The following is a 20,373-nucleotide window of genomic DNA, read 5'->3' as shown; positions in this document are numbered from 1 at the left end:
GGGAGAAGGTGGCGCGAAGCGCCGGATGAGGGGTATCTCTCCGCGAACTCAATTGCGAGAGATGTGCGCTCGGAGGCAACCCCTCACCCAAGTGAGTTTGCGTCCACCAGCGGAACTGCCCTCTCCCACAAGGGGCGAGGGCACATCAATGCGCATCTCGCCTCTTTAGTAAACTCACACCCCCGCGCGCCGCGCATCCCCACTCACAATCGCCGGCTTCGCGTTCAGCGCTTCCACCTGAAACCCCGCCACGCGTTTGTAGTTCGCCGCGATGTCCTCAAGCTCCTTCTGCGACAGCACATCCGTGACGACGCCGTAGCCGTCAGGCGCGCGCTCCTCGACGAGCTGCATCACCTGCTCGGGGCCGTTCTTGCGGTTGAGCAGGACGAGGTTGGTGGTTACCGGCCGCCGCTCGGCTTCATAGGCGAGCAGCGCGGCCTGCGTCGGGCCGTGCGCCAGGATCTCGCGGGTGATGGTGCGGGCATCGAGGATCGCCTGTGAGGCGCCGTTGGAGCCGATCGGATACATCGGGTGCGCGGCATCGCCCATCAGCGTGACCTTGCCAAAAGTCCATTGCGACACCGGATCGCGATCGACCAGCGGATATTCATAGGCGTGCGGGCAGTTCTTGATCAGGCCGGGCACGTCGAGCCAGTCGAACTGCCAGCTCTCGAACCAGGGCAGAAACTCTTCCAGCCGCGCGGTGCGGTTATAGTCCTCGCGCCGCCACTGATAGGTCGGCGGCATGTGCCGCTCCGCCACCCAGTTGATCAGATGATTGCCGGCCGCATCCGGCGCCTTCGAGATCGGGTAGCAGACGAATTTCAGGATTTCGTGGCCGGCCATGATCATGGTCCGGCCGGTGAGGAAGGCTTTTGACGGCGTGACGCCGCGCCAGAGGATGCGGCCGTTCCAGATCGGCGGACCTTCGTTGGGATAGAGCTTTTCTCGCGCGGCGGAATGAATGCCGTCGGCGGCGATCAGGATCGTGCCGTCGTAGGTCCCCGCAGCCTTGCCGGTCGCCTTGTCGATGAAGTCGGCGCGCACGCCATCAGGCGTCTCGGTCCATCCGGTCAGATGATGGCTGGTGAGGATGTTGTCGCGGCCGAGACGTTCGATCGCGGTGTCGAGCAGCAGTTGCTGGAGCGTGCCGCGATGGATCGAGAATTGCGGCCATTTGTAGCCGGCTTCGAGCCCGCGCGGCTCGCTCCAGATCGGCTTGCCGTGCTTGGAGAAATAGGCGAGCTCGCGGGTGCGCACGCCGCTGGCGTCCAGCCTGTCCATCAGGCCGAGCTCGATCAGCTCGCGCACCGCATGCGGCAGCACGTTGATGCCGACGCCGAGCGGTTTCAGCTCGGCAACGCTCTCGAACAGTTTTACGGGAACGCCGATTCCGTGCAGGCTGAGCGCAAGCGTCAGCCCGCCGATGCCGCCGCCGGCGACGAGTACCGTCATGACAATCCCCCTCCAATTGCGAGCGTCTTGGCACAGGCGGGCAGATGTGGGCAACTGCGAAGAGAAAGTCGTGCTATGGACCTGGGGGACGACAGTCGTTAATTTCCAGCTTTCCCATGAGGTCCGACATGCTCAAGCTCTACTACGCCACCGGCACCTGCGCGCTCGCCACCTACATCACCCTGGAAGAGGCCGGCGCCGACTACGCGGCCGAGCGGCTGAGCTTCAAGACCAACCAGCAGAACAGCGCGGACTATCTCGCCATCAACCCGAAGGGCCGCGTGCCCGCGCTGGTGACGGATCGCGGCGTCCTGACCGAGACGCCGGCGATGCTCGCCTATCTCGCACAGACCTTCCCCAAGGCGAAGCTCGCGCCGCTCGACGATCCCTTCGATTTCGCGCAGGTCCAGTCGTTCAACTCCTATCTCTGCTCGACCGTGCACATCAACCATGCCCACAAGATGCGCGGCGCGCGCTGGGCGACCGAGGAGAGCTCGTTCGCCGACATGAAGGCGATGATCCCGAAGACCATGGGCGCCTGCTTCGCCCTGATCGAGCAGAAGATGTATAGGGGACCCTGGGTGATGGGCGATCAGTTCACGATCTGCGATCCCTATCTCTATACACTCTCGACCTGGCTCGAAGGCGACAGCGTCGACATCAACGCCACGCCGAAGATCGCCGACCATTTCAAGCGCATGTCGGATCGCCCGGCCGTGCGCAAGGTGATGGACGCGCAGAAGGCGTGAGGCACTTGTAGGGTGGGTTAGCCTCGCAGATGCGCGAAGCGGATCTGCGAGGCGTGACCCACCTCTTTAATCTCCGCAGAGACAGAAGTGGTGGGTTACGCCCAGCGGACTGCGCTTTGCGCGGCCGCAGGTCTAACCCACCCTACGAAACCTTCTTCTCCAGCTCCCGCCCCGTCTCCAGCATCAGCCGCCGCAGCCAGATCGAGCCCGGGTCCATCTGCGCCCGCGTCGGATGGAACATGAACTGCTCGTCGATCCCGGGATCGAGCGGCGGCGTCACCGTCACGAGGCCGAGTTGCTTTGACAGCGCCGCGATCAGCCGGCGCGGCACGAAGGCGACGAGGTCGGTGCGGGCGGTGACGTGCAGCGCTTCGAGATAGCCTGAGACGACAAGGGAAATGTGGCGTTCGATGCCCTTGGTGCGCAGCCAGGTGTCGATCAGATCCTCGCTGTTGCCGCGGATGATCACGCCGACATGGCGTGCGGCCAAGAAAACTTCGCGCCGCTTCAGCTTCGCTCCCATGGGATGGCCGCGCCGCACCGCCAGCGCGTCGCTGTCAGTGTAGAGCAGCTGGCGATGAAAGCCCTTGAAGGCATTGCCGATCGAGATCACGAGATCGATGGTGCGGGCGAACTCGGCATGGAAGATCGCAGGTCCACGCCACGGCACGACGTCGATGCGGACGTTGGGCGCAAGGCGCGTCACCTTCTCCATCAGCGGCGGCATCAACAACTCGACCGCGAGATCCGGCATCATCAGGCGGAATGGCCTCTCGCTACGCGCGGCGTCGAACTCGTCCGGCACGAACAACCCGCGCACCTGGTCGAGTGCCTGCGCCAGCGGCGCGCGCAGCGCCTGCGCCCGCGGCGTCAGCTCCATCCGCGCGCCGGTGCGCACCAGCAGCGGGTCGCCAAAGATGTCGCGCAAGCGCTGGAGCGCGTGGCTCGTCGCCGGCTGCGACAGGCCGATCCTCATGGCCGCGCGGCTGACATTGGCCTCGCGCAGCAATGCATCGAGCGCGGTCAGTAGGTTCAGGTCGAGCGAATTCAAATTCATAAGGCGAATAGATATCATACTTGCTATCGATTTGAAGAATTGTCGTTCCGCAGCGATCATCTCGGTGTTGCCACCAAATGGAGATGCCGCCATGAGCGCGAGCGCCAACAAGAAACTGATGCAGGATATCTTTGCCGCCGCCGCCAGCCCGGATACGGCCGCGCGCGACCGCGCGTTGTTCACCGCAAGTCTTGCCGAAGATGCCAAATGGGTCGTGACCGGCCAGTATTCCTGGTCGCGCACTTTCACCGGTAAAGAGGCGATCCTCAACGATCTGCATGCCTATGTGCGCACCCGTCTGGTCGACCGTACCCGCACGGTCGCCCACCGCTTCATCGCCGACGGCGACATCGTCGTGGTCGAGGCCAAGGGCGACAACGTCACGCCCGAAGGCGTGCGCTACGACAACGACTATTGCCTGGTCTTCCGGCTCGAGAACGGGAAGATCAAGGAGATCCGGGAGTATTGCGACTCGATCCTGACCGAGAAGGCGCTCGGTCCGTTTCCGCAAGCGGCCGTAAGGGCCGCGAGCTGAGCGGCTTGAGTAGCATCTCGTCTGCCGATCGGTGCCGTCCGCCCCGGTCGGCGTTGGTCCCGTCGATCTGGCGCAAACTGGCGGAGATCGTGCGTATGCGGCGCAAACTGTCCCAAGCCCGGGTTCAGCTCGCCGCCATGAGCGAGCGGGAGCTTCAGGACTGCGGCATGACGCGGTCGGAGATCGCGTACGAACTGAGGAAGCCGGTCCGGCGAAAATAGGAAAGCACCCGGCACCGCGCTCGGCAAATTGCAGCAGGCGGCTGACAAACGTTTCAACACGATGACGTTTGCAGCGGCTTGCATGCCGCATGCGGCCGCGCGCCGCACCCTTGCGCAACTGCATAGAAGATCAGCAGATTCTGTGGGCGCTTCTTGAGATGTGCGCGAAAAATCAGAAGGTTCAATTAACGAGTGTCCCCCATTGTGTCGCGGTGCAGCGTAGATCGCGAAAGACGCGATTCGCGGCTGCGAAGGCGGCCGTGACGATAGCCGGACGAGTTCGGCCGCTCGAATTTGCGTGGATCTGGGTGGACAGTGGGAATGCCGAAGTTTCGTTTGCGGATCAGGGGACGCCTGTACGCAGGCTTCATGGCCTTGGTGGCGGTTGGTCTCGTGATGGCGGTGGTTGCCATCTGGAATTTGCGGTCCGTGCAGGAGCAGGTCGCAAAAGCTTCGGCGTTTTCGGACAGCACGGCGCGGGTTTTGGAGATCTCGACCCATCTCCAGGCGATCCAGCGCGCCAATCTGCGCTACGTCTACGATGCCAGCGAGCCCGCGATGAGGGAGGCCTCCGAGCGCGAGACCGCGGCGACCGAGCTGCTGAAGGTGGGGGCGCAGGGCACGGCCTCCGAGGAGCGGCGGAAGCTCTACAACGATCTGATCGCCGACATCGCCAAAATGCGAAGCCTGCGTGACAATCTCGGCGATGCCGTCAACGAGGCGAGAACCGGCAAGGCAACGCTGCTGCCAAGCGGTGACGAGCTCACCGTCAAGATGAACAAGCTGGTCGACGTGGCGCGTGCGGCTGTCGACGAAGACACCGCTTCCCTCGTCGCCGACCTCGAATCCAGGCTGCTTCTCGTTCAGATCGCGAACTGGCGTTTCCTGGCCCTGCGCGACGTCAAGGGGCCCGCCAACTTCAGAACCAATGTGGACCGGGCGTCGCAGCGGCTCGCGGCGCTCGAAAAGAGCCCGCAAGCGACCGAATTGCGCGCCACGCTCGCGCCGGTGAAGACCTCGCTCGGAATCTACAAGAACGCATTCGAGACGACGTCGGCAGCGATGCTCCAGGCCGACGAGATCTATCACAAGAACCTCGCGCCGCTCATCGTCGACAGCATCGCCAAGCTCAAGGTCGCGGAAGGTGCCCTGAAGAAGGACTACAAGGAGTCGCGCAGCCAGGCCGAAGCCGTGATCGAGGGCACGACCACCGTGCAGGAGATCGCGGGCGGCCTTGCCACCCTGTTCGGATTGATCGTCGCCTTCCTGATCGCCCGCAGCATCGTCGGTCCGCTGACCTCGATGACGCGCGCGATGGGGCTGCTCGCCGGCGGCGATCTCGCGGTCGAGATCCCCGGCCGCGGCAAGGTCGACGAGATCGGCGACATGGCCAAGGCGATCGAGGTGTTCAAGACCAACATGATCGACACCGAGCGCCTGCGCCACGAGCAGGTCGAGGTCGAGGCACGGCAGGCCGAGGACCGCAAGAAAGACATGGTCAAGCTCGCCGACCAGTTCGAGCAGGCCGTTGGCGAGATCGTCGACACCGTGTCGTCGGCATCGAACGAGCTCGAGGCGTCCGCCGGCACGTTGACCGCGACCGCAACGCGCGCCCAGGATCTGTCCAACGAAGTGGCATCCGCGTCGCAGGAAGCGACCGCCAACGTCCAGGCCGTGGCGTCCGCGACCGAGGAGCTGTCCTCCTCGGTCAGCGAGATCGCCCGACAGGTCCAGGAATCCGCCCGCATCGCCAGGGACGCCGTCGGGCAGGCGAGCCGGACCAACGACCGCGTCGGCGAACTCTCCAAGGCGGCGGCGCGCATCGGCGACGTGGTCGAGCTGATCAATACCATCGCAGGCCAGACCAATCTCCTCGCGCTGAACGCGACCATCGAGGCCGCGCGTGCGGGCGAGGCCGGCCGCGGCTTTGCGGTCGTTGCCTCCGAGGTCAAGGCGCTCGCGGAGCAGACCGCGAAGGCGACGGGCGAGATCGGCCAGCAGATTTCGAGCATCCAGGCCGCCACCGAGCAATCGGTCGGCGCCATCAGGGAGATCAGCGGCACCATCGAGCGGCTGTCGGAGATCTCGTCGACGGTTGCCGCTGCCGTGGAGCAGCAGGGCGCGGCGACGCAGGAGATCTCCCGCAACGTCCAGCAGGCAGCTCACGGCACCCAGCGCGTCTCGACCAATATCGGCGACGTCCAGCGCGGGGCATCCGAAACCGGTTCGGCCTCCTCGCAGGTGCTCTCGGCGGCGCGCTCGCTGTCTTCAGACAGCAACCGCCTGAAGCAAGAGGTCACCAAATTCCTCAGCTCGGTCCACGCCGCCTGAGGCTCGAAAAGCAAAAGGCCACGCGCGTGCGCGTGGCCTCGACGGCAGCTTGGTGCGATCAGGCGACCTTGGTCGTCATGTGCTTGAACATGTTGCCGCGCGCCTCGTCGTCCATCTCGGCCTTGAAGGTGAACTTGTCCTTCAGCGCGATCGCGCGCGCCGCCGCCGGGCGCGCCGAGATCTCGTCCACCAGCCGTTTCACGTTCGGGTAGCGCGCAAAGGCGTCGTCGCCGAGCTTGAACGGCACCATCCGCGCCCAGCCCCACAGTGCCATGTCGACGATCGAATAGCTGTCGCCGACCATGTATTTGCGGCCTTTGAGGTGAGCGTCGAGAATCCTGTAGTGGCGATCGGTCTCGTACTGGTAGCGGTTGTGGGCGTAGTCGTGGTTCTGGTCCTTCGGCGCAAAATGCTTGAAGTGCACGGCCTGGCCCGAATACGGCCCGACGCCGGTGGCGATGAACATCAGCCACGACAGCGTCTCGCCGCGCAACGACGCGGCGGGCAGGAATTTGCCGGTGGTCTCGGCGAGATAGAGCAGGATGGCGTTGCTGTCGAAAACAATCGCGCCGTTATCGTCGATCGCCGGCACCTTGGCGTTCGGATTGATCTTCAGATAATCCGGCGCGAACTGGTCGCCCTTGCGGGTGTCGATCTTCACCGGCTCGAACGGCAGGCCGGCCTCTTCCAGATAAAGCGCGACCTTGGTCGGGTTCGGCGATCCGTTGAAATAGAATTTGAGCATCACACATCTCCCCAGTACGCAGCGTCATTGCCGCCTGCGAACCTCTCTTGCCCGCATCCTGGCTGAAAGCACAACCGGCGAGTTTGCCGGGCGGTATCTGCGTGGAGCGCAGATCAGCCGGCGTAACAAAGGCCGATCGCCGCCGTAATGACCATCGCCGCGCCGACCGCCTCCAGCCGCAGCCCGAGCTTAGTGGCGAGATGCATGTCGGACGTCCGCGCGGCGCGCTCCGATCCGCGCGGATAGCCGTGCACGATGACGTCGTGATTGAAATTGTCATGCGCCTCGTTGCTGCTGGCAAGCCCGACGCAGACCACCAGCACACCGAAGAGGGCGAGGCCGAAGAATCCCAGGAGCGCGATCAGGAACATCGGAAACATGCCGAGCAGGAAGATCGGCAGCAGCGGCACCAACAGCAATGTCTCGGACTGTCGTCGCATGGGAGCCAACCGGTCAGGACGGGGCTGATCGGCGAAATCTAGTCCCGGCGGCTGCGGCATTCAAGGTGCCGTAGGGTGGGCAAAGCGAAGCGTGCCCACCAAATCAAGCTCAAGCCGGGAGAGATGGTGGGCACGGCGCAAGGGCGCCTTTGCCCACCCTACGAGATCGAAGTTGGGCTACCCCGCCGCCATGCCGGCGCGGATCTCGGCGCGGAGTTCGTCGATCAGCTTGAGACCCTTCTTGGTCTCGATGTGCCAGAAGGTCCAGCCGTTGCAGGCCTGTGCGCCCTGCGCCACCGCGCCCATACGATGGATCGAGCCGACCTTGTCGCCGAACATGATGGCGCCGTCGGCACGGACCAGCGCGCCAAGCTTCTTCTTGGCGTCGAACAGCTTTGCGCCGGGCATGATCATGCCGCGCTCGATCAGCTCGGAGAACGCCACGCGAGGCGCCTCGCGCGCGGTCATGAACGGAGCGAGGCTCGCCTCCGGCAGCGGTTCGACCGCGGCGATGCGCGCTTCGGCCGCCTTGGCATAGGTCTTGTCGCGCTCGAAGCCGATATAGGAGCGGCCGAGGCGTTTTGCGACGGCGCCGGTGGTGCCGGTGCCGTTGAAGGGATCGATCACGAGATCGCCGGGCTTGGACGAGGACAGCAGCACGCGCGCGAGCAGGCCTTCCGGCTTCTGCGTCGGATGCACTTTCTTGCCGTCGGCGCCCTTGAGGCGCTCTTCGCCGGTGCAGAGCGGGATCAGCCAGTCGGAGCGTGCCTGCACGTCCTCATTGGCGGCCTTCAGCGCCTCGTAGTTGAACGTGTAGCCCTTGGCCTTCTCGTCGCGCGCCGCCCAGATCATCGTCTCGTGCGCGTTGGTGAAGCGGCGGCCGCGGAAATTCGGCATCGGGTTGGTCTTGCGCCAGACGATGTCGTTCAGGAGCCAGAAGCCGAGGTCCTGCATGATCGCGCCGACGCGGAAGATGTTGTGATAGGAGCCGATCACCCAGATCGTCGCCGACGGCTTCATCGCGCGGCGGGCGGCAAGCAGCCAGGCGCGGGTGAAATCGTCATAGGCGGAGAATGAATCGAACTTGTCCCAGTCGTCGTCGACGGCATCGACATGGGATTCGTCAGGGCGCTTGAGATCGCCCTTGAGCTGGAGATTGTAGGGCGGATCGGCGAACACGAGGTCGACCGAACCAGCCTGAAGCTTCGACATCTCGGCGACGCAATCACCGAGGATGATGCTGTGCGAAGCGGATTCAAAATTTGTGCGGGGCGCCCTTGCAGACGCCCCGCGACGCGACACTACCATGACTCAAGAACTCTGACTCAGGCGACGCTGTCGGCGACGCGGGACCAAACAACCGACTGATCAGTACATTGAAGCGGCAAAGTAAAAATCGACTTAACCCGCCGCTTTCGTGAGCAGGCCTCGCAACGCGATGAGCGCGCGGTTGGTCTTGCGCAATCGCCGCGTTTTGCAGTGTATTTCGTATTTCTTCGCGTTGCGGGAGCGACCGGAGCATCAAAAAGACTGCAAAATTCTCTCGGAAAAAATTGCTGCCCCTCGGAAAAAATTGCTGGCATCGGCATGCTGCCGCACTAGGCAATTTTTGCCGAGCGCGATATTGATAAAGGCAACGGAAATTTTACGTATGTGGCGCGTTGAGCTTTCGCGCTGTAGCGTGCCCGATTATTGCCATCAAGGACCGAGGGAAGCCCGCCATGCGCTACGATGATTTCCGCCGCAGCGATGACGTGGAAGACCGCCGCGACGATAGTGGCGGCGGCGGTGGAGGAGGAGGCGGGTTCGGCCTGCCGATGGGAGGTGGCGGGCTCGGTATCGGCACCGTGATCGTGCTCGGCCTGATCGGCTACGCTTTTGGCATCGACCCGCGCATCCTGATCGGCGGCGCCGAGATCCTCACCGGCGGCGGCCAGGCGCCCAGCTACCAAACCGATCGCCAGTCGACGTCGACCTCGGCCAAGCGCGGGGCGCCGACCGACGAGATGGGCAGCATGATCTCCGGCATCCTCGGCGAGATCGACGATCGCTGGAGTGAGATCTTCCAGGCCAGCGGCCAGTCCTATACCGGTCCGAAGGTCGTGCTGTTCCGCAACGTCACCAATGGCGGACGCTGCGGTCGGGCAGAGTCGGCGATGGGCCCGTTCTATTGCCCGCCGGACAAAACCATCTTCCTCGACACCGGCTTCTTCCGCGAGGTCGAGACGCGCTTCCGCGGCTGCTCCGGCAAGTCGGCGTGCGATTTCACCACCGCCTACATCATCGCGCATGAGGCCGGCCATCACATCCAGAACCTGCTCGGCATCATCCCGCGCGTGACGCGGCTGCAGCAGCAGGCCGGCAGCAAGGCCGAGTCCAACGCGCTCCAGGTCAAGGTCGAATTGCAGGCTGACTGCCTGTCCGGCGTCTGGGTCAATCGCGAAGCGAAGAAGCGTCCGAACTTCCTCGAGCCCGGCGATATCGACGCCGCGCTGACCACGGCGAGCGCAATCGGCGACGACACGCTGCAACGCCAGGCCACGGGTCGCGTCGTGCCGGATTCGTTTACTCACGGCTCCGCCGCGCAGCGCAAGCAATGGTTCATGACCGGCTACCAGCAGGGAACGGTGCAGGCCTGCAATACGTTCGGCGGCGGCGGGTAGTCGCGAGTCTCGTGCCCCGGACGCAGCGCAGCACGAAGTGATGCGCTGCCGAGCCGGGGCCCAGCGTGCCGGCAAATAGGTCCTGGCTCTGCGGCGCACCGCTACCGCGCTGCACCGCGTCCGGGACACGAGAGGAAAAAGTCGTGGCGTCCATCGACGAAGCAAAACAGTTCATCCCGCTCGACATCGCGGTGCTCACCGTCTCCGACACGCGTGCGCTTGCGGATGACAAATCCGGCCAGACGCTCGCTGACCGTCTCACCACAGCGGGCCATCACCTCGCCGCGCGCGAGATCGTCACCGATGATGTCGAGGCGATCCGCGCCGTCATTCGCCGCTGGATTGCTGATGCCGGCATCGATGTCGTCATCACCACCGGCGGCACCGGCTTTACCGGGCGCGATGTCACGCCGGAGGCGATCGAGCCGCTGTTCGAGAAACGCATGGACGGTTTCTCGATCGCATTCCACATGCTGAGCCACGCCAAGATCGGGACGTCGGCGATCCAGAGCCGCGCCACCGCCGGCGTTGCCGGCGCGACCTACATCTTCTGCCTGCCGGGTTCGCCCGGCGCTTGCCGTGACGGCTGGGACGGCATCCTGGCCGCGCAACTCGACTACCGCACGCGCCCCTGCAATTTCGTCGAGATCATGCCCAGGCTTGACGAACACCTGCGCCGACCGAAGGCGCAAGGCGCGACGGTGTAAGATGCTTGCTTCCCTTCCCCCCTTGTGGGGGAAGGTGGCGCGAAGCGCCGGATGAGGGGTATCCATCGGCGCGCATCATCGCTTGCGGAGACATACCCCTCACCCAAGCGAGCTTGTATCTACTGGCGGAGATGCCCTCTCCCACAAGGGGCGAGGGCGCATCGCATCTCGCCCGCTGCTGCAGCTTCAGAGATTGCGCTCCCACGTTTCCCCAATCAGATCCTGCCCAAAACTGCGATGCGGTTCGGTGGCGACGAGCTTGAAGCCGGCGGCCTTGTAGATCCCGCGTGCCGCAACCAGGATGCTCTGTGTCCACAGCGTCATCTTGCTGTAGCCCCTCTCGCGTGCGCCCTGGAGGCATTGCTCGACCAGCGCGCGACCGACGCCAAGTCCCCGTGCTTTCTTCTCCACCTGCAACAGGCGCAGCTTGGCGGTCTCGTCCGTGGCCTTGACCAGAAAGATCGAGCCGACCGGCTCGCCACCCACTTCAGCGATCCAGCAGTGCTCGCGCGCGGCGTCGTAATTCTTGATGAACTGTGCGCAGATCTCGGCGATGAGCGCCTCGTAGCTGATGTCCCAATTGTAGTCGGCGGCATAGGCGGCGGCCTGCCGGGAGATGACCCAGCCCATGTCGCCGACGCGATGGCTGCGCAGCACGACGGCCGCGGGCTGGCTCTGGCGTTGCTCCAGCACGGTCTCAATGGTTGCCATGGCCCGCGTGAGCCGCGTTGCATCGCCGGCCGAAAGCTGAGCCAGCATGGCGGCGACCTCATTTTGCGAGCCCAGGCTCAGCTTGGCGAAGGTCTGGCGGCCCTTGGCGGTGAGGCTGAGCTGGTATTGCCTGCGATCGGCGGGCAGGGGCCTGCGCGTGATCAGCCCCTTCTCATCGAAGCTTTGTACGATGCGGCTGAGATAGCCGGGGTCGAGACCAAGCTCGTTTCCGATCTCTTTTGCCGCAAGGTCGTCGCGATGCGCGAGTTCATAGAGCACCCGGGCCTCGCTGAGCGAAAACGAGCTATTTCCCAGGTGCTGGTCGAGCACCCCGAGCTTGCGGGTATAGAAGCGGTTGAAGGCGCGAACCGCTGCGATCTGGTCGTCGGTCCCGTCGATTGCCATGGTTCATCTCGATAATGGCTCACCTCGATACTTGCTATTGTCAAGCAATCATTTGACTTTGGCAAGTATTGTGTGGCCTCAGCCGACCATGACGATCCGGCTGCGCAGCATGATCCGGGACGAGCGGCCGAGCCGCCGCAGCAGCCGCGCCTCGGAACGGCGGGCCTGGGGCGGGTAGCCGCCAATCCGGTCGTAATGATCACGCGCGATCAAAAGCCCCTGATCGCCGAGCGGGCCGACGAGTTTGCGCACCACCGCCCGGAGGGCATCCCGGAATCCGGTCTTGGCGTAAGGCGAACGCGCATAACGGAACACCGCTGCGCGATCCCGGCCGCTGGACGCGACGCTTTGGATGAACTGGGTGGTCTCCTCGATCCAGCCGGTCTCCAGCACCGCGCCTGCGGGGAGAAACATCAGCCAGGGCGAACGGGCCTGGAGCGCACCGGCGGCGAGCGCCGCGCCTTGCGAGGACCCTTCAAAACCGATGAAACGGCAGCCGGCGACGTCGGCAACGCGCTCGATGACGCCATTGCGGGTGCCGTCGACAAGGAGCACTTCCTTGATGACGCCCGCTGCTGCACCGGGCACCAGCGCGGCCAGAGTTGCGACCGCCGTCTGCTCGACGCCTTCGGTCGGTATAATGACGCTCAGCATGATTGAGGCTTCAATGTCCGCACTTCGGGAGAAGCGTAGTCCGTTATGATGTTGTCATAAACACGCGGCGGCGCCGAGAGCAACTTTTCGCCGGGAATTCGGCGTTCGATGGTAAACTGCCAGAGCCATCGCATCCAAATATGTCCCCTGCGGGGTGGCAATGTTGCCGAATATTTCGGCGCAGGTTCGCCGTCCCAGTATTAATCCGGAGTTTGGCTGCGATATTGCGCGCCGTGCAGGCAGATCGCAATCCTGCAGACGGAGGAGACGCGCGAAACGACCCGGAAACGGGAAAAGCCTGCAATCCGCGATGCCGACGAGAGCTTCACATGAATGCCGATCAACTTGCTGTTAGTGGTCCTGCAACATCGCCCAAGGCGGACACTAAGCCGGATGTCGCGCCGACCTTGCGAATCCGCGCCGTGATGTTGGGCGAACGGATCAATCCGTCCGGGCTCGAGGTGGGTGCGCCGGTCTCCTCGACGCCGGCCGCCTTCCGCGTCCATGCCGGCCTTGTCGTCATTTTCCGCTACGGCGTCGTCGTGCTGATTGGCCTCCTTCCTTCGGAAGAGAAGGTGCTGCTCGACAGCCTGAAGTCCCGCGTGACCGGCGAACTCAGCCCCTTCGAGGAGGAGATCGCGCAGGCTCAGCTCTGCAAGGACGAAAACGCCGAGGCGATCCAGCCGGGCGGGCCGATCTGCCTCTCGAAATTTTCCGACGAACGGCTGCTGCTGATTGCGGACGCTCTCGCCAAGAGCACGTCGCTGGCGCGCGACGAACGGCGCGTCGCGGCGGTGTTCGATGTCATCGAGCCCTTTGCACGGGAGCTCGCCGAGAAAGGCCGTACCTCGCGACGGCGCAAGGGCATCTTGCAGCTCATCGGCAATGCGCTTCTGGTCCAGCAGCGCGTCGCCGGCCGCGTTGCGATTGCCGAAAAGCCCGATGCGCTCTGGGAAAAGCCGCAGCTCGACCGGCTCTATGCGCGTCTCGAAGACGAGTACGAGCTGAAGGAGCGCCTCGACACACTCGAGCGCAAGCTTACGGTTGTCGCGGAAACGGCCGATGCGCTGACCGACATCATCGACACCCAGCGCTCGCTCCGCCTCGAAATCGCGGTCGTGGTGCTGATCGTGATCGAGGTCGTGATCGGATGCGTCCAGATATGGTCGGGGACGCATTAGTTCGCCACACCGCAAGCGAGATGCGCATGACTGCGCCCTCGCCCCTTGCGGGAGAGGGCAGCGCCGTTGGGAGACACGAATTCACTCGGGTGAGGGGTATGTCTCCGCATACTCATTTGCGCACGTGAACGCGGATAGAACCCCTCATCCGGCGCTTCGCGCCACCTTCTCCCACAAGGGGAGAAGGGAAGTAAGAGCCACCGCCGATCGTACCTCAATTCATCAGCACCGCGACGCAATGCCGTGCAATCGTCAGCTCCTCATTGGTCGGGATCACGAAGACGTCCACGGCGCTGTCGCCGGTGTTGATGCGCTCGCGCGCGCCGTCGTTCGCCGCCTCATCAATGCACACACCGAGCCATGCGAGCCGCTCGCCGATCGCGCTGCGGATTTCCTTCGCATGTTCGCCGATGCCGCCGGTGAAGACCAGACAGTCGATCCCCTCAAGCGAGGCCGCCATCATCGCAACCTGCTGCGCCGCGCGGAAGACGAACAGGTCCACCGCGTTCCGTGCCGCGGGCTCGCGGCTCGCAAGCAGGGTGCGCATATCGGCGGAGATACCGGAGACGCCAAGCAGGCCAGACTCGTGATAGAGCAGGTGCTGGACGTCCTCGACCGACATGTTCTCGTGCTGTTGCAGATAGAGCAGCACGCCGGGATCAATCGTGCCGCAGCGCGTGCCCATCACGAGGCCATCGAGCGGCGTCAATCCCATCGTGGTGTCGACGCTGCGGCCGTCATGCAATGCGCAAAGGCTCGCGCCATTGCCGAGATGCGCGATGACGGTACGCTTTGCGACGAGCTGCGGCGCGATCGCAGCGAGGCGCCCTGCGACATATTCGAACGACAGGCCGTGAAAGCCGTAGCGCCGGATGCCGCGCTCTTGATAACGCCTCGGAATGGCGAAGCGGTTCGCCGGCGGCGTAATGCTGTGATGGAAGGCGGTGTCGAAGCAGGCGATCTGCGTCAGGTCGGGCCGGATCGCTGTGATGGTACGGACCGGCGCCAGGCACCGCGGCTGGTGCAGCGGCGCCAGCGGCGTCAGCGCCTCCAGCTTCGCGGTGACGTCGTCCGTCAGCGTAACTGGACCTGAATAGTCCGGGCCGCCATGAACGACGCGGTGGCCGACGGCGCACAAGCTACCAGCGCCGAAGTGATCCTCAATGAAACCGAGCACGTCGGCGAACAGATGACCGCCGTCCGCATCCGTCGCGTCCTTCCGCGTCTCGAACAAATCTTCGCCGGCGGGGCTTTTCACCACGAGCCGTGGCTTGTCCGCGTGCTCGTCGAGCAGGCCCTTGCAGAGCAGGACAGGCTCGTCCGCCGAGATGTCGAACAGGCCGAACTTGATGCTCGACGAACCCGAATTGAGGACGAGGACCGTGTCGGGCATGGCGGCCTTCAATCGCCTGCTTCAGCGGGCGTATTGCCGCCGGCACTGTTCTGCCAAACCCATTCTTGAATCTCCGGCATATCTTCGCCGTGCTCGCGGACGTAATGCGAATGCTCGATCAGTCTGTCGCGGAACGCCTGCTTCACCTGCGCGGCCTTGGCCGCAAGCCCCGGCACGCGCTCGATCGCCTCGATCGCAAGGTGATAGCGATCGAGCCCGTTGAGCACGACCATGTCGAACGGCGTCGTCGTGGTGCCTTCCTCGGCAAAGCCGCGCACATGCATGCCGGCATGGTTGGTGCGATTATAGGTGAGACGGTGGATGAGATAGGGATAGCCGTGATAGGCGAAGATCACGGGCTTGTCCGATGTGAACAGGCTGTCGAAGTCGCGATCAGAAAGTCCATGCGGGTGCTGCTCCCTCGGCTGCAGCGTCATGAGATCAACGACGTTGACGACGCGGATTTTCAAGTCCGGCAGTTCCTTGCGCAGCAGGTCGACGGCGGCGAGTGTCTCCAGTGTCGGCACGTCGCCGGCGCAGGCCATCACGACGTCCGGCTCTTGTCCCGCGTCCTCGTTGCCGGCCCAGGTCCAGATGCCGATGCCGGCATCGCAATGCGTGGCCGCGTCCTGCATCGAGAGCCATTGCGGCGCCGGCTGCTTGCCGGCGACGATGACGTTGATGCGGTCATAGGTGCGCAGGCAGTGATCGGCGATCCACAGCAAGGTGTTGGCATCCGGCGGAAAGTAGATGCGGACGATGTCGGCCTTCTTGTTGGCGACGAGATCGACGAAGCCGGGGTCCTGATGGCTGAAGCCGTTATGGTCCTGGCGCCAGACATGTGAGGTCAGCAGATAATTCAGCGAAGCGATCGGGCGCCGCCATGGCAGATGCCGCGTCACCTTCAGCCATTTGGCGTGCTGGTTGAACATGGAATCCACGATGTGGATGAAGGCCTCGTAGCAGGAGAAGAAGCCGTGCCGTCCGGTGAGCAGGTAGCCTTCGAGCCAGCCTTGGCAGAGATGCTCGCTCAGCACCTCCATCACGCGGCCGTCCTGCGCGAGATGCACGTCGTAGGATTCGATCGGCTCCATCCAGACGCGTTCGGTCGTCTCGAACACCGCATCCAGCCGGTTTGACGCGGTCTCGTCCGGCCCCATGATGCGGAAATTGCGCTCTTGTGCGTTGAGGCGGATGACGTCGCGCAGGAATTTTCCGAGTTCGCGCGTTGCTTCCCCTACGACGCCGCCGGGCTGCGGCACCTCGACCGCGAAGTTGCGGAAGTCCGGCAGCTTCAGCTCCTTCTTCAGAAGCCCGCCATTGGCGTGCGGATTGGCACCCATACGGCGATTGCCTTCGGGCGCGAGCGCCTGAAGCTCGGGGATGAGCGCGCCGCTCCTGTCGAACAGCTTTTCCGGCTCGTAGCTGCGCATCCAGTCTTCGAGAAGCTTCAGATGGGCCGGATTTTCGCGGCAGCTCGCAACGGGAACCTGATGCGCGCGCCAAAAACCTTCGACCTTCTTGCCGTCGACTTCCTTTGGGCCGGTCCAGCCCTTCGGACTGCGCAGCACGATCATCGGCCAGCGCGGCCGCTCGACCGACTTGCGCTCGCCGCGGGCGTGCTGCTGGATCGAGCGGATGCTGGCGAATGCGACGTCGAACGCATCCGCCATGGCCTGGTGCATCAGTTTGGGATCGTCGCCTTCGACGAACAGCGGCTCGTGGCCCAACCCGCGGAAGAGATCGCGGATCTCGCTGTCGGGCATCCGCCCGAGCACGGTCGGATTGGCGATCTTGTAGCCGTTGAGATGAAGGATCGGCAGCACCGCGCCGTCATGGGCGGGGTTCAGGAACTTGTTGGAGTGCCAGGACGCCGCGAGCGGGCCTGTCTCGGCCTCGCCGTCGCCGACGACACAGGCGACGATCAAATCGGGATTGTCGAACGCCGCGCCGTAGGCGTGCACCAGTGCGTAGCCAAGCTCGCCGCCTTCATGGATCGAGCCCGGTGTTTCCGGCGCCGCGTGGCTTGGAATGCCGCCGGGGAAGGAGAACTGTCGGAAAAGTTTGTGCAATCCATCCGCATCGCGCGCGATGTCAGGATAGATCTCGCTGTAGCTGCCTTCCAGATACGTGTTGGCGACCATTCCCGGCCCGCCATGGCCGGGGCCGCAGACATAGAGCACGCTGACATCCAGCGCGCGGATGACGCGGTTCAGATGCGCGTAGATGAAGTTCAATCCGGGCGTCGTGCCCCAATGTCCCAGCAAGCGCGGCTTGATGTGCTCGGGCCGCAGCGGCTCGCGCAGCAGCGGATTGTCGAGCAGGTAGATCTGCCCGACGGAAAGGTAGTTGGCGGCGCGCCAGTAGCGATCGAGGAGATCGAGTTCGCTGCTTGCCGCACGCGCTTGTTGTTGATTTGTCATGTTGTGCCGACCCTTCGCGCTGGCGATCGTCACCAACACTGCTCTGGCGGGATCGATCCTTCTGCGCCACCAAACGAAATCGCTGACTTGGTGATGTTGCGTGAGGTCAAGGAGGGCCGCGCAAAGTTTGGGCAGCCCTACTGTGCATGGGGTTGTTTTCACGTTTTCTATTTGCGTTCTTGATTTGTTCCTTCGACGTGCTATCTTGGCTTCATGAGTCCAGCTTCTTCTGCTCTCAAGCACCCGCCGGTCACGGCGCCCTCCGAGCCGGCGGGTGCGCCTTCTGACTTTCCTGAACTGGCGGTCGCCATCGAGCGCCAGCGCAGGCGAGGTCGAGGCGCGCAGTCCAACGCCAGCGGCCGATTTGAGGCCGAGGCCCGCGTTGCCTTCGATGACGGCTGGCAGAGCCTGGAAGAGCTGCCGCCGTTCAAGACGACGGTTGCGGTCGACACCTCGCGCAAGGTGATCACCCGCAACGAATCCCCCGATATCGGTTTCGACCGCTCGATCAATCCTTATCGCGGCTGCGAGCACGGCTGCGTCTACTGCTTCGCGCGGCCGACCCATGCCTATCTCGGCCTGTCGCCGGGGCTCGACTTCGAGTCAAAATTGTTCGTGAAGCCCGAGGCGCCTGCACTACTTGAGAAGGAACTTGCCGCAGCAGGCTACGAGCCCAGGATGATCGCGATCGGTACCAACACCGATCCTTACCAGCCGATCGAGCGCGAGCGCAAAATCATGCGCGGCATTCTGGAGGTGCTGGAGCGCGCCGGCCATCCCGTCGGCATCGTCACCAAATCGGCGCTGGTCGTGCGCGACATCGACATCCTCGCGCGCATGGCCAAGCGCAACCTCGCCAAGGTCGGCATCTCCGTCACCTCGCTCGATCCGAAACTGGCGCGCACCATGGAGCCGCGGGCCTCGACACCGTCGAAGCGGCTGGAAGCGCTGAAGCAGCTCTCGGAGGCCGGCATTCCCACCACGGTGATGGTCGCGCCTGTCATCCCCGCGCTGAATGATTCCGAGATCGAACGCATTTTGGATGCCGCGGCGCACGCCGGCGTCAAAGAAGCCTCCTACGTGCTGCTGCGGCTGCCGCTGGAGGTGCGCGATCTCTTCCGAGAATGGTTGATGGCGAATTATCCGGACCGCTATCGCCACGTCTTCACGCTGATCCGCGACATGCGCGGCGGCCGTGACTATGACGCCAAATGGGGCGAGCGAATGAAGGGCACGGGTCCAATGGCCTGGACCATCGGCCGCCGCTTCGAGATCGCCTGCGACAGGCTCGGGCTCAACAAGCGGCGCTCGAAACTGACGACGGATCATTTTATGAGGCCGAAGCAGAACGGCGAGCAGCTCAGCCTGTTCTGAGTCACTAAGTAGCGAGGCGTAGATGAGTAAAGAACTGCCGACCCCAATCCCGCGGCTCACCGTCATCACGCTTGGTGTCAGCGACATCCGTGCCAGCATCGCCTTTTACGACGCGCTCGGTTTCTCGCGCCGGCTGAAGGTAACAGGCGAGGCCGTTGCCTTCTACGATACCGGCGGTCCGGTGCTGGCCCTGTTTCCCTGGGATCAGCTCGCGGCCGATGCCAAATCGCCAGACAGTCCGCGGCCAACGACCTTCCGCGGCATGACGCTCGCCTGGAACTGCCGGACACGCGAGGAGGTCGATGCCGTGCTGGCTTTCGCGCTCGGGAAGGGCGCCTCGTTGCTGAAAGCGGCGCATGAGACCGATTACGGCGGCTATTCCGGCTATTTCACCGATCCTGACGATCATCCCTGGGAGGTCGTAGTCGCTCCCGGCATCGAGGTCGGCGAGGACAGGCGGGTGCATCTGGCGGAGTAGGGCGGCCTGCCTGAATAACGGGAATTGCGATCGGTTCCCGGTTGCGCAGGCGAAGCCGCTTGCGCACGATCCCGGCGATGATTCGGGACAAGAAACCAGCCAAGGACGCGCCTAAGACGGCCGCGCCTGCCAAGGCGAGCTTCCGCCGTGAGCGCGTGCTGCTCAAGCGCGGCATCTGGCCGGTCGCGGGCTGCGACGAGGCCGGCCGCGGGCCGCTGGCCGGTCCTGTGGTGGCCGCCGCGGTGATTCTCGACCCCGACCGCATCCCGCGCGGCATCGATGATTCCAAGCGCCTGACCGCCGAGGCGCGCGAAAGACTGTTCGACAGGATCTGCGCCACCGCGCAGGTTTCTGTCGCCGTTGCCTCACGCGCCCGTATCGACCGCGACAACATCCTGCGCGCCTCGCTGTGGGCGCTGAAGCGCGCCGTGGTGGCGTTGCCCGAGGCGCCCCGCCACGTCTTTGTCGACGGCCGCGACCGGCTCGACACGGAATGCGACTGCGAGGCGGTGATCGGCGGCGACGGCATCGTGCTGTCGATCGCGGCCGCCTCGATCGTCGCCAAGGTGACGCGCGACCGCCTGATGTGCGCGCTGGCGCAGGACTGCCCCGGCTACGGTTTCGAGCAGCACAAGGGCTACGGCGTCCCCGAGCATCTCGATGCGCTGAACCGCCTCGGCCCCACCATCCACCACCGCAGCTTCTTCGCCCCCGTCGCCGCCGCCCGCGCCAAGCACATGCCCTGGACGGTCGAGCCGGTGCAGGATCTGTTCGAGGTCACCGAGGTGGAGGTGCAGACGGGCATCGAAATCGATGCTTCGGCAGGGCTCTAGAGCAGACGGTCGTTGCCA

At 64.2% G+C, this 20,373-nt stretch carries 19 protein-coding genes; 10 read left to right on the top strand and 9 right to left on the bottom strand.

Annotated features, from left to right (window positions below):
* Positions 1–174: 174 nt before the first annotated feature.
* Positions 175–1,455, bottom strand: coding sequence for a flavin-dependent oxidoreductase (locus tag IVB29_RS08205; RefSeq protein WP_247502886.1), 1,281 nt, complete (start codon positions 1,453–1,455; stop codon positions 175–177).
* A 128-nt stretch (positions 1,456–1,583) separates the two neighbouring features.
* Here IVB29_RS08205 and IVB29_RS08200 point away from each other — a divergent pair, with 128 nt between their 5' ends.
* Positions 1,584–2,204, top strand: coding sequence for a glutathione S-transferase family protein (locus IVB29_RS08200; RefSeq protein ID WP_247502885.1), 621 nt, complete (start codon positions 1,584–1,586; stop codon positions 2,202–2,204).
* A gap of 142 nt (positions 2,205–2,346) precedes the next feature.
* Here the strand turns inward: IVB29_RS08200 and IVB29_RS08195 are convergent, their stop codons facing one another.
* A complete protein-coding gene (locus IVB29_RS08195; RefSeq protein ID WP_247502884.1) occupies positions 2,347–3,261 on the bottom strand; it encodes a LysR family transcriptional regulator in 915 nt (304 codons plus the stop codon).
* Between the two features lie 91 nt (positions 3,262–3,352).
* On the opposite strand from IVB29_RS08195, the gene IVB29_RS08190 reads away from it, so the two are divergent.
* The 3 genes from IVB29_RS08190 to IVB29_RS08180 all read left to right on the top strand — a co-directional run bounded on the left by IVB29_RS08190 (position 3,353) and on the right by IVB29_RS08180 (position 6,348).
* Positions 3,353–3,796 (top strand): nuclear transport factor 2 family protein, encoded by a 444-nt coding sequence (locus tag IVB29_RS08190; protein WP_247502883.1) that lies wholly within the window; start codon positions 3,353–3,355, stop codon positions 3,794–3,796.
* A 95-nt stretch (positions 3,797–3,891) separates the two neighbouring features.
* A complete protein-coding gene (locus IVB29_RS08185; RefSeq protein ID WP_247502882.1) occupies positions 3,892–4,017 on the top strand; it encodes a DUF1127 domain-containing protein in 126 nt (41 codons plus the stop codon).
* A 321-nt stretch (positions 4,018–4,338) separates the two neighbouring features.
* Positions 4,339–6,348, top strand: coding sequence for a HAMP domain-containing methyl-accepting chemotaxis protein (locus IVB29_RS08180; RefSeq protein WP_247502881.1), 2,010 nt, complete (start codon positions 4,339–4,341; stop codon positions 6,346–6,348).
* Positions 6,349–6,406: 58 nt separating this feature from the next.
* On the opposite strand, the gene IVB29_RS08175 is transcribed toward IVB29_RS08180, so the two are convergent.
* The 3 genes from IVB29_RS08175 to IVB29_RS08165 form a co-directional block, all read right to left on the bottom strand.
* Positions 6,407–7,093 (bottom strand): glutathione S-transferase family protein, encoded by a 687-nt coding sequence (locus IVB29_RS08175; protein WP_247502880.1) that lies wholly within the window; start codon positions 7,091–7,093, stop codon positions 6,407–6,409.
* Between the two features lie 113 nt (positions 7,094–7,206).
* On the bottom strand, positions 7,207–7,533 hold the full coding sequence (locus tag IVB29_RS08170) for a hypothetical protein (RefSeq protein ID WP_129267915.1): 327 nt from the start codon (positions 7,531–7,533) through the stop codon (positions 7,207–7,209).
* Between the two features lie 177 nt (positions 7,534–7,710).
* The gene (locus tag IVB29_RS08165) at positions 7,711–8,841 is read right to left on the bottom strand and encodes a site-specific DNA-methyltransferase (protein WP_276576847.1); all 1,131 of its coding nucleotides are present in this window, start codon (positions 8,839–8,841) and stop codon (positions 7,711–7,713) included.
* Between the two features lie 413 nt (positions 8,842–9,254).
* Between IVB29_RS08165 and IVB29_RS08160 the strand changes: the two genes are divergently transcribed.
* The gene (locus tag IVB29_RS08160) at positions 9,255–10,196 is read left to right on the top strand and encodes a neutral zinc metallopeptidase (protein ID WP_247502878.1); all 942 of its coding nucleotides are present in this window, start codon (positions 9,255–9,257) and stop codon (positions 10,194–10,196) included.
* A 143-nt stretch (positions 10,197–10,339) separates the two neighbouring features.
* The gene (gene moaB, locus IVB29_RS08155) at positions 10,340–10,903 is read left to right on the top strand and encodes a molybdenum cofactor biosynthesis protein B (protein ID WP_247502877.1); all 564 of its coding nucleotides are present in this window, start codon (positions 10,340–10,342) and stop codon (positions 10,901–10,903) included.
* Positions 10,904–11,089: 186 nt separating this feature from the next.
* Here moaB and IVB29_RS08150 read toward each other — a convergent pair whose 3' ends face one another.
* Both IVB29_RS08150 and IVB29_RS08145 read right to left on the bottom strand, forming a co-directional pair.
* Entirely contained in the window at positions 11,090–12,019 is a 930-nt protein-coding gene (locus IVB29_RS08150; RefSeq protein ID WP_247502876.1) for a helix-turn-helix domain-containing GNAT family N-acetyltransferase, read from the bottom strand.
* A gap of 78 nt (positions 12,020–12,097) precedes the next feature.
* A complete protein-coding gene (locus IVB29_RS08145; RefSeq protein ID WP_247502875.1) occupies positions 12,098–12,673 on the bottom strand; it encodes a glycosyl transferase in 576 nt (191 codons plus the stop codon).
* Between the two features lie 329 nt (positions 12,674–13,002).
* Between IVB29_RS08145 and IVB29_RS08140 the strand changes: the two genes are divergently transcribed.
* The gene (locus IVB29_RS08140) at positions 13,003–13,854 is read left to right on the top strand and encodes an RMD1 family protein (RefSeq protein WP_247502874.1); all 852 of its coding nucleotides are present in this window, start codon (positions 13,003–13,005) and stop codon (positions 13,852–13,854) included.
* Positions 13,855–14,068: 214 nt separating this feature from the next.
* On the opposite strand, the gene IVB29_RS08135 is transcribed toward IVB29_RS08140, so the two are convergent.
* A complete protein-coding gene (locus tag IVB29_RS08135) occupies positions 14,069–15,247 on the bottom strand; it encodes an acetate/propionate family kinase (protein ID WP_247502873.1) in 1,179 nt (392 codons plus the stop codon).
* 8 nt (positions 15,248–15,255) lie between these two features.
* A complete protein-coding gene (locus IVB29_RS08130) occupies positions 15,256–17,670 on the bottom strand; it encodes a phosphoketolase family protein (RefSeq protein WP_247502872.1) in 2,415 nt (804 codons plus the stop codon).
* A gap of 213 nt (positions 17,671–17,883) precedes the next feature.
* On the opposite strand from IVB29_RS08130, the gene IVB29_RS08125 reads away from it, so the two are divergent.
* From IVB29_RS08125 to IVB29_RS08115, 3 genes are all read left to right on the top strand, one after another.
* Positions 17,884–19,044, top strand: coding sequence for a PA0069 family radical SAM protein (locus IVB29_RS08125; protein WP_247502871.1), 1,161 nt, complete (start codon positions 17,884–17,886; stop codon positions 19,042–19,044).
* Positions 19,045–19,066: 22 nt separating this feature from the next.
* Positions 19,067–19,522, top strand: coding sequence for a VOC family protein (locus tag IVB29_RS08120; protein WP_247502870.1), 456 nt, complete (start codon positions 19,067–19,069; stop codon positions 19,520–19,522).
* Between the two features lie 77 nt (positions 19,523–19,599).
* Positions 19,600–20,355: a ribonuclease HII gene (locus IVB29_RS08115; RefSeq protein WP_247502869.1), complete on the top strand. Its 756-nt coding sequence runs from the start codon at positions 19,600–19,602 to the stop codon at positions 20,353–20,355.
* Positions 20,356–20,373 lie beyond the last annotated feature (18 nt).

Source organism: Bradyrhizobium sp. 1, from assembly GCF_023073315.1.
Taxonomy (GTDB): domain Bacteria; phylum Pseudomonadota; class Alphaproteobacteria; order Rhizobiales; family Xanthobacteraceae; genus Bradyrhizobium.
The sequence above is the reverse complement of the archived record's forward strand: the minus strand, read 5'-3'. Positions and strand labels throughout refer to the sequence as shown.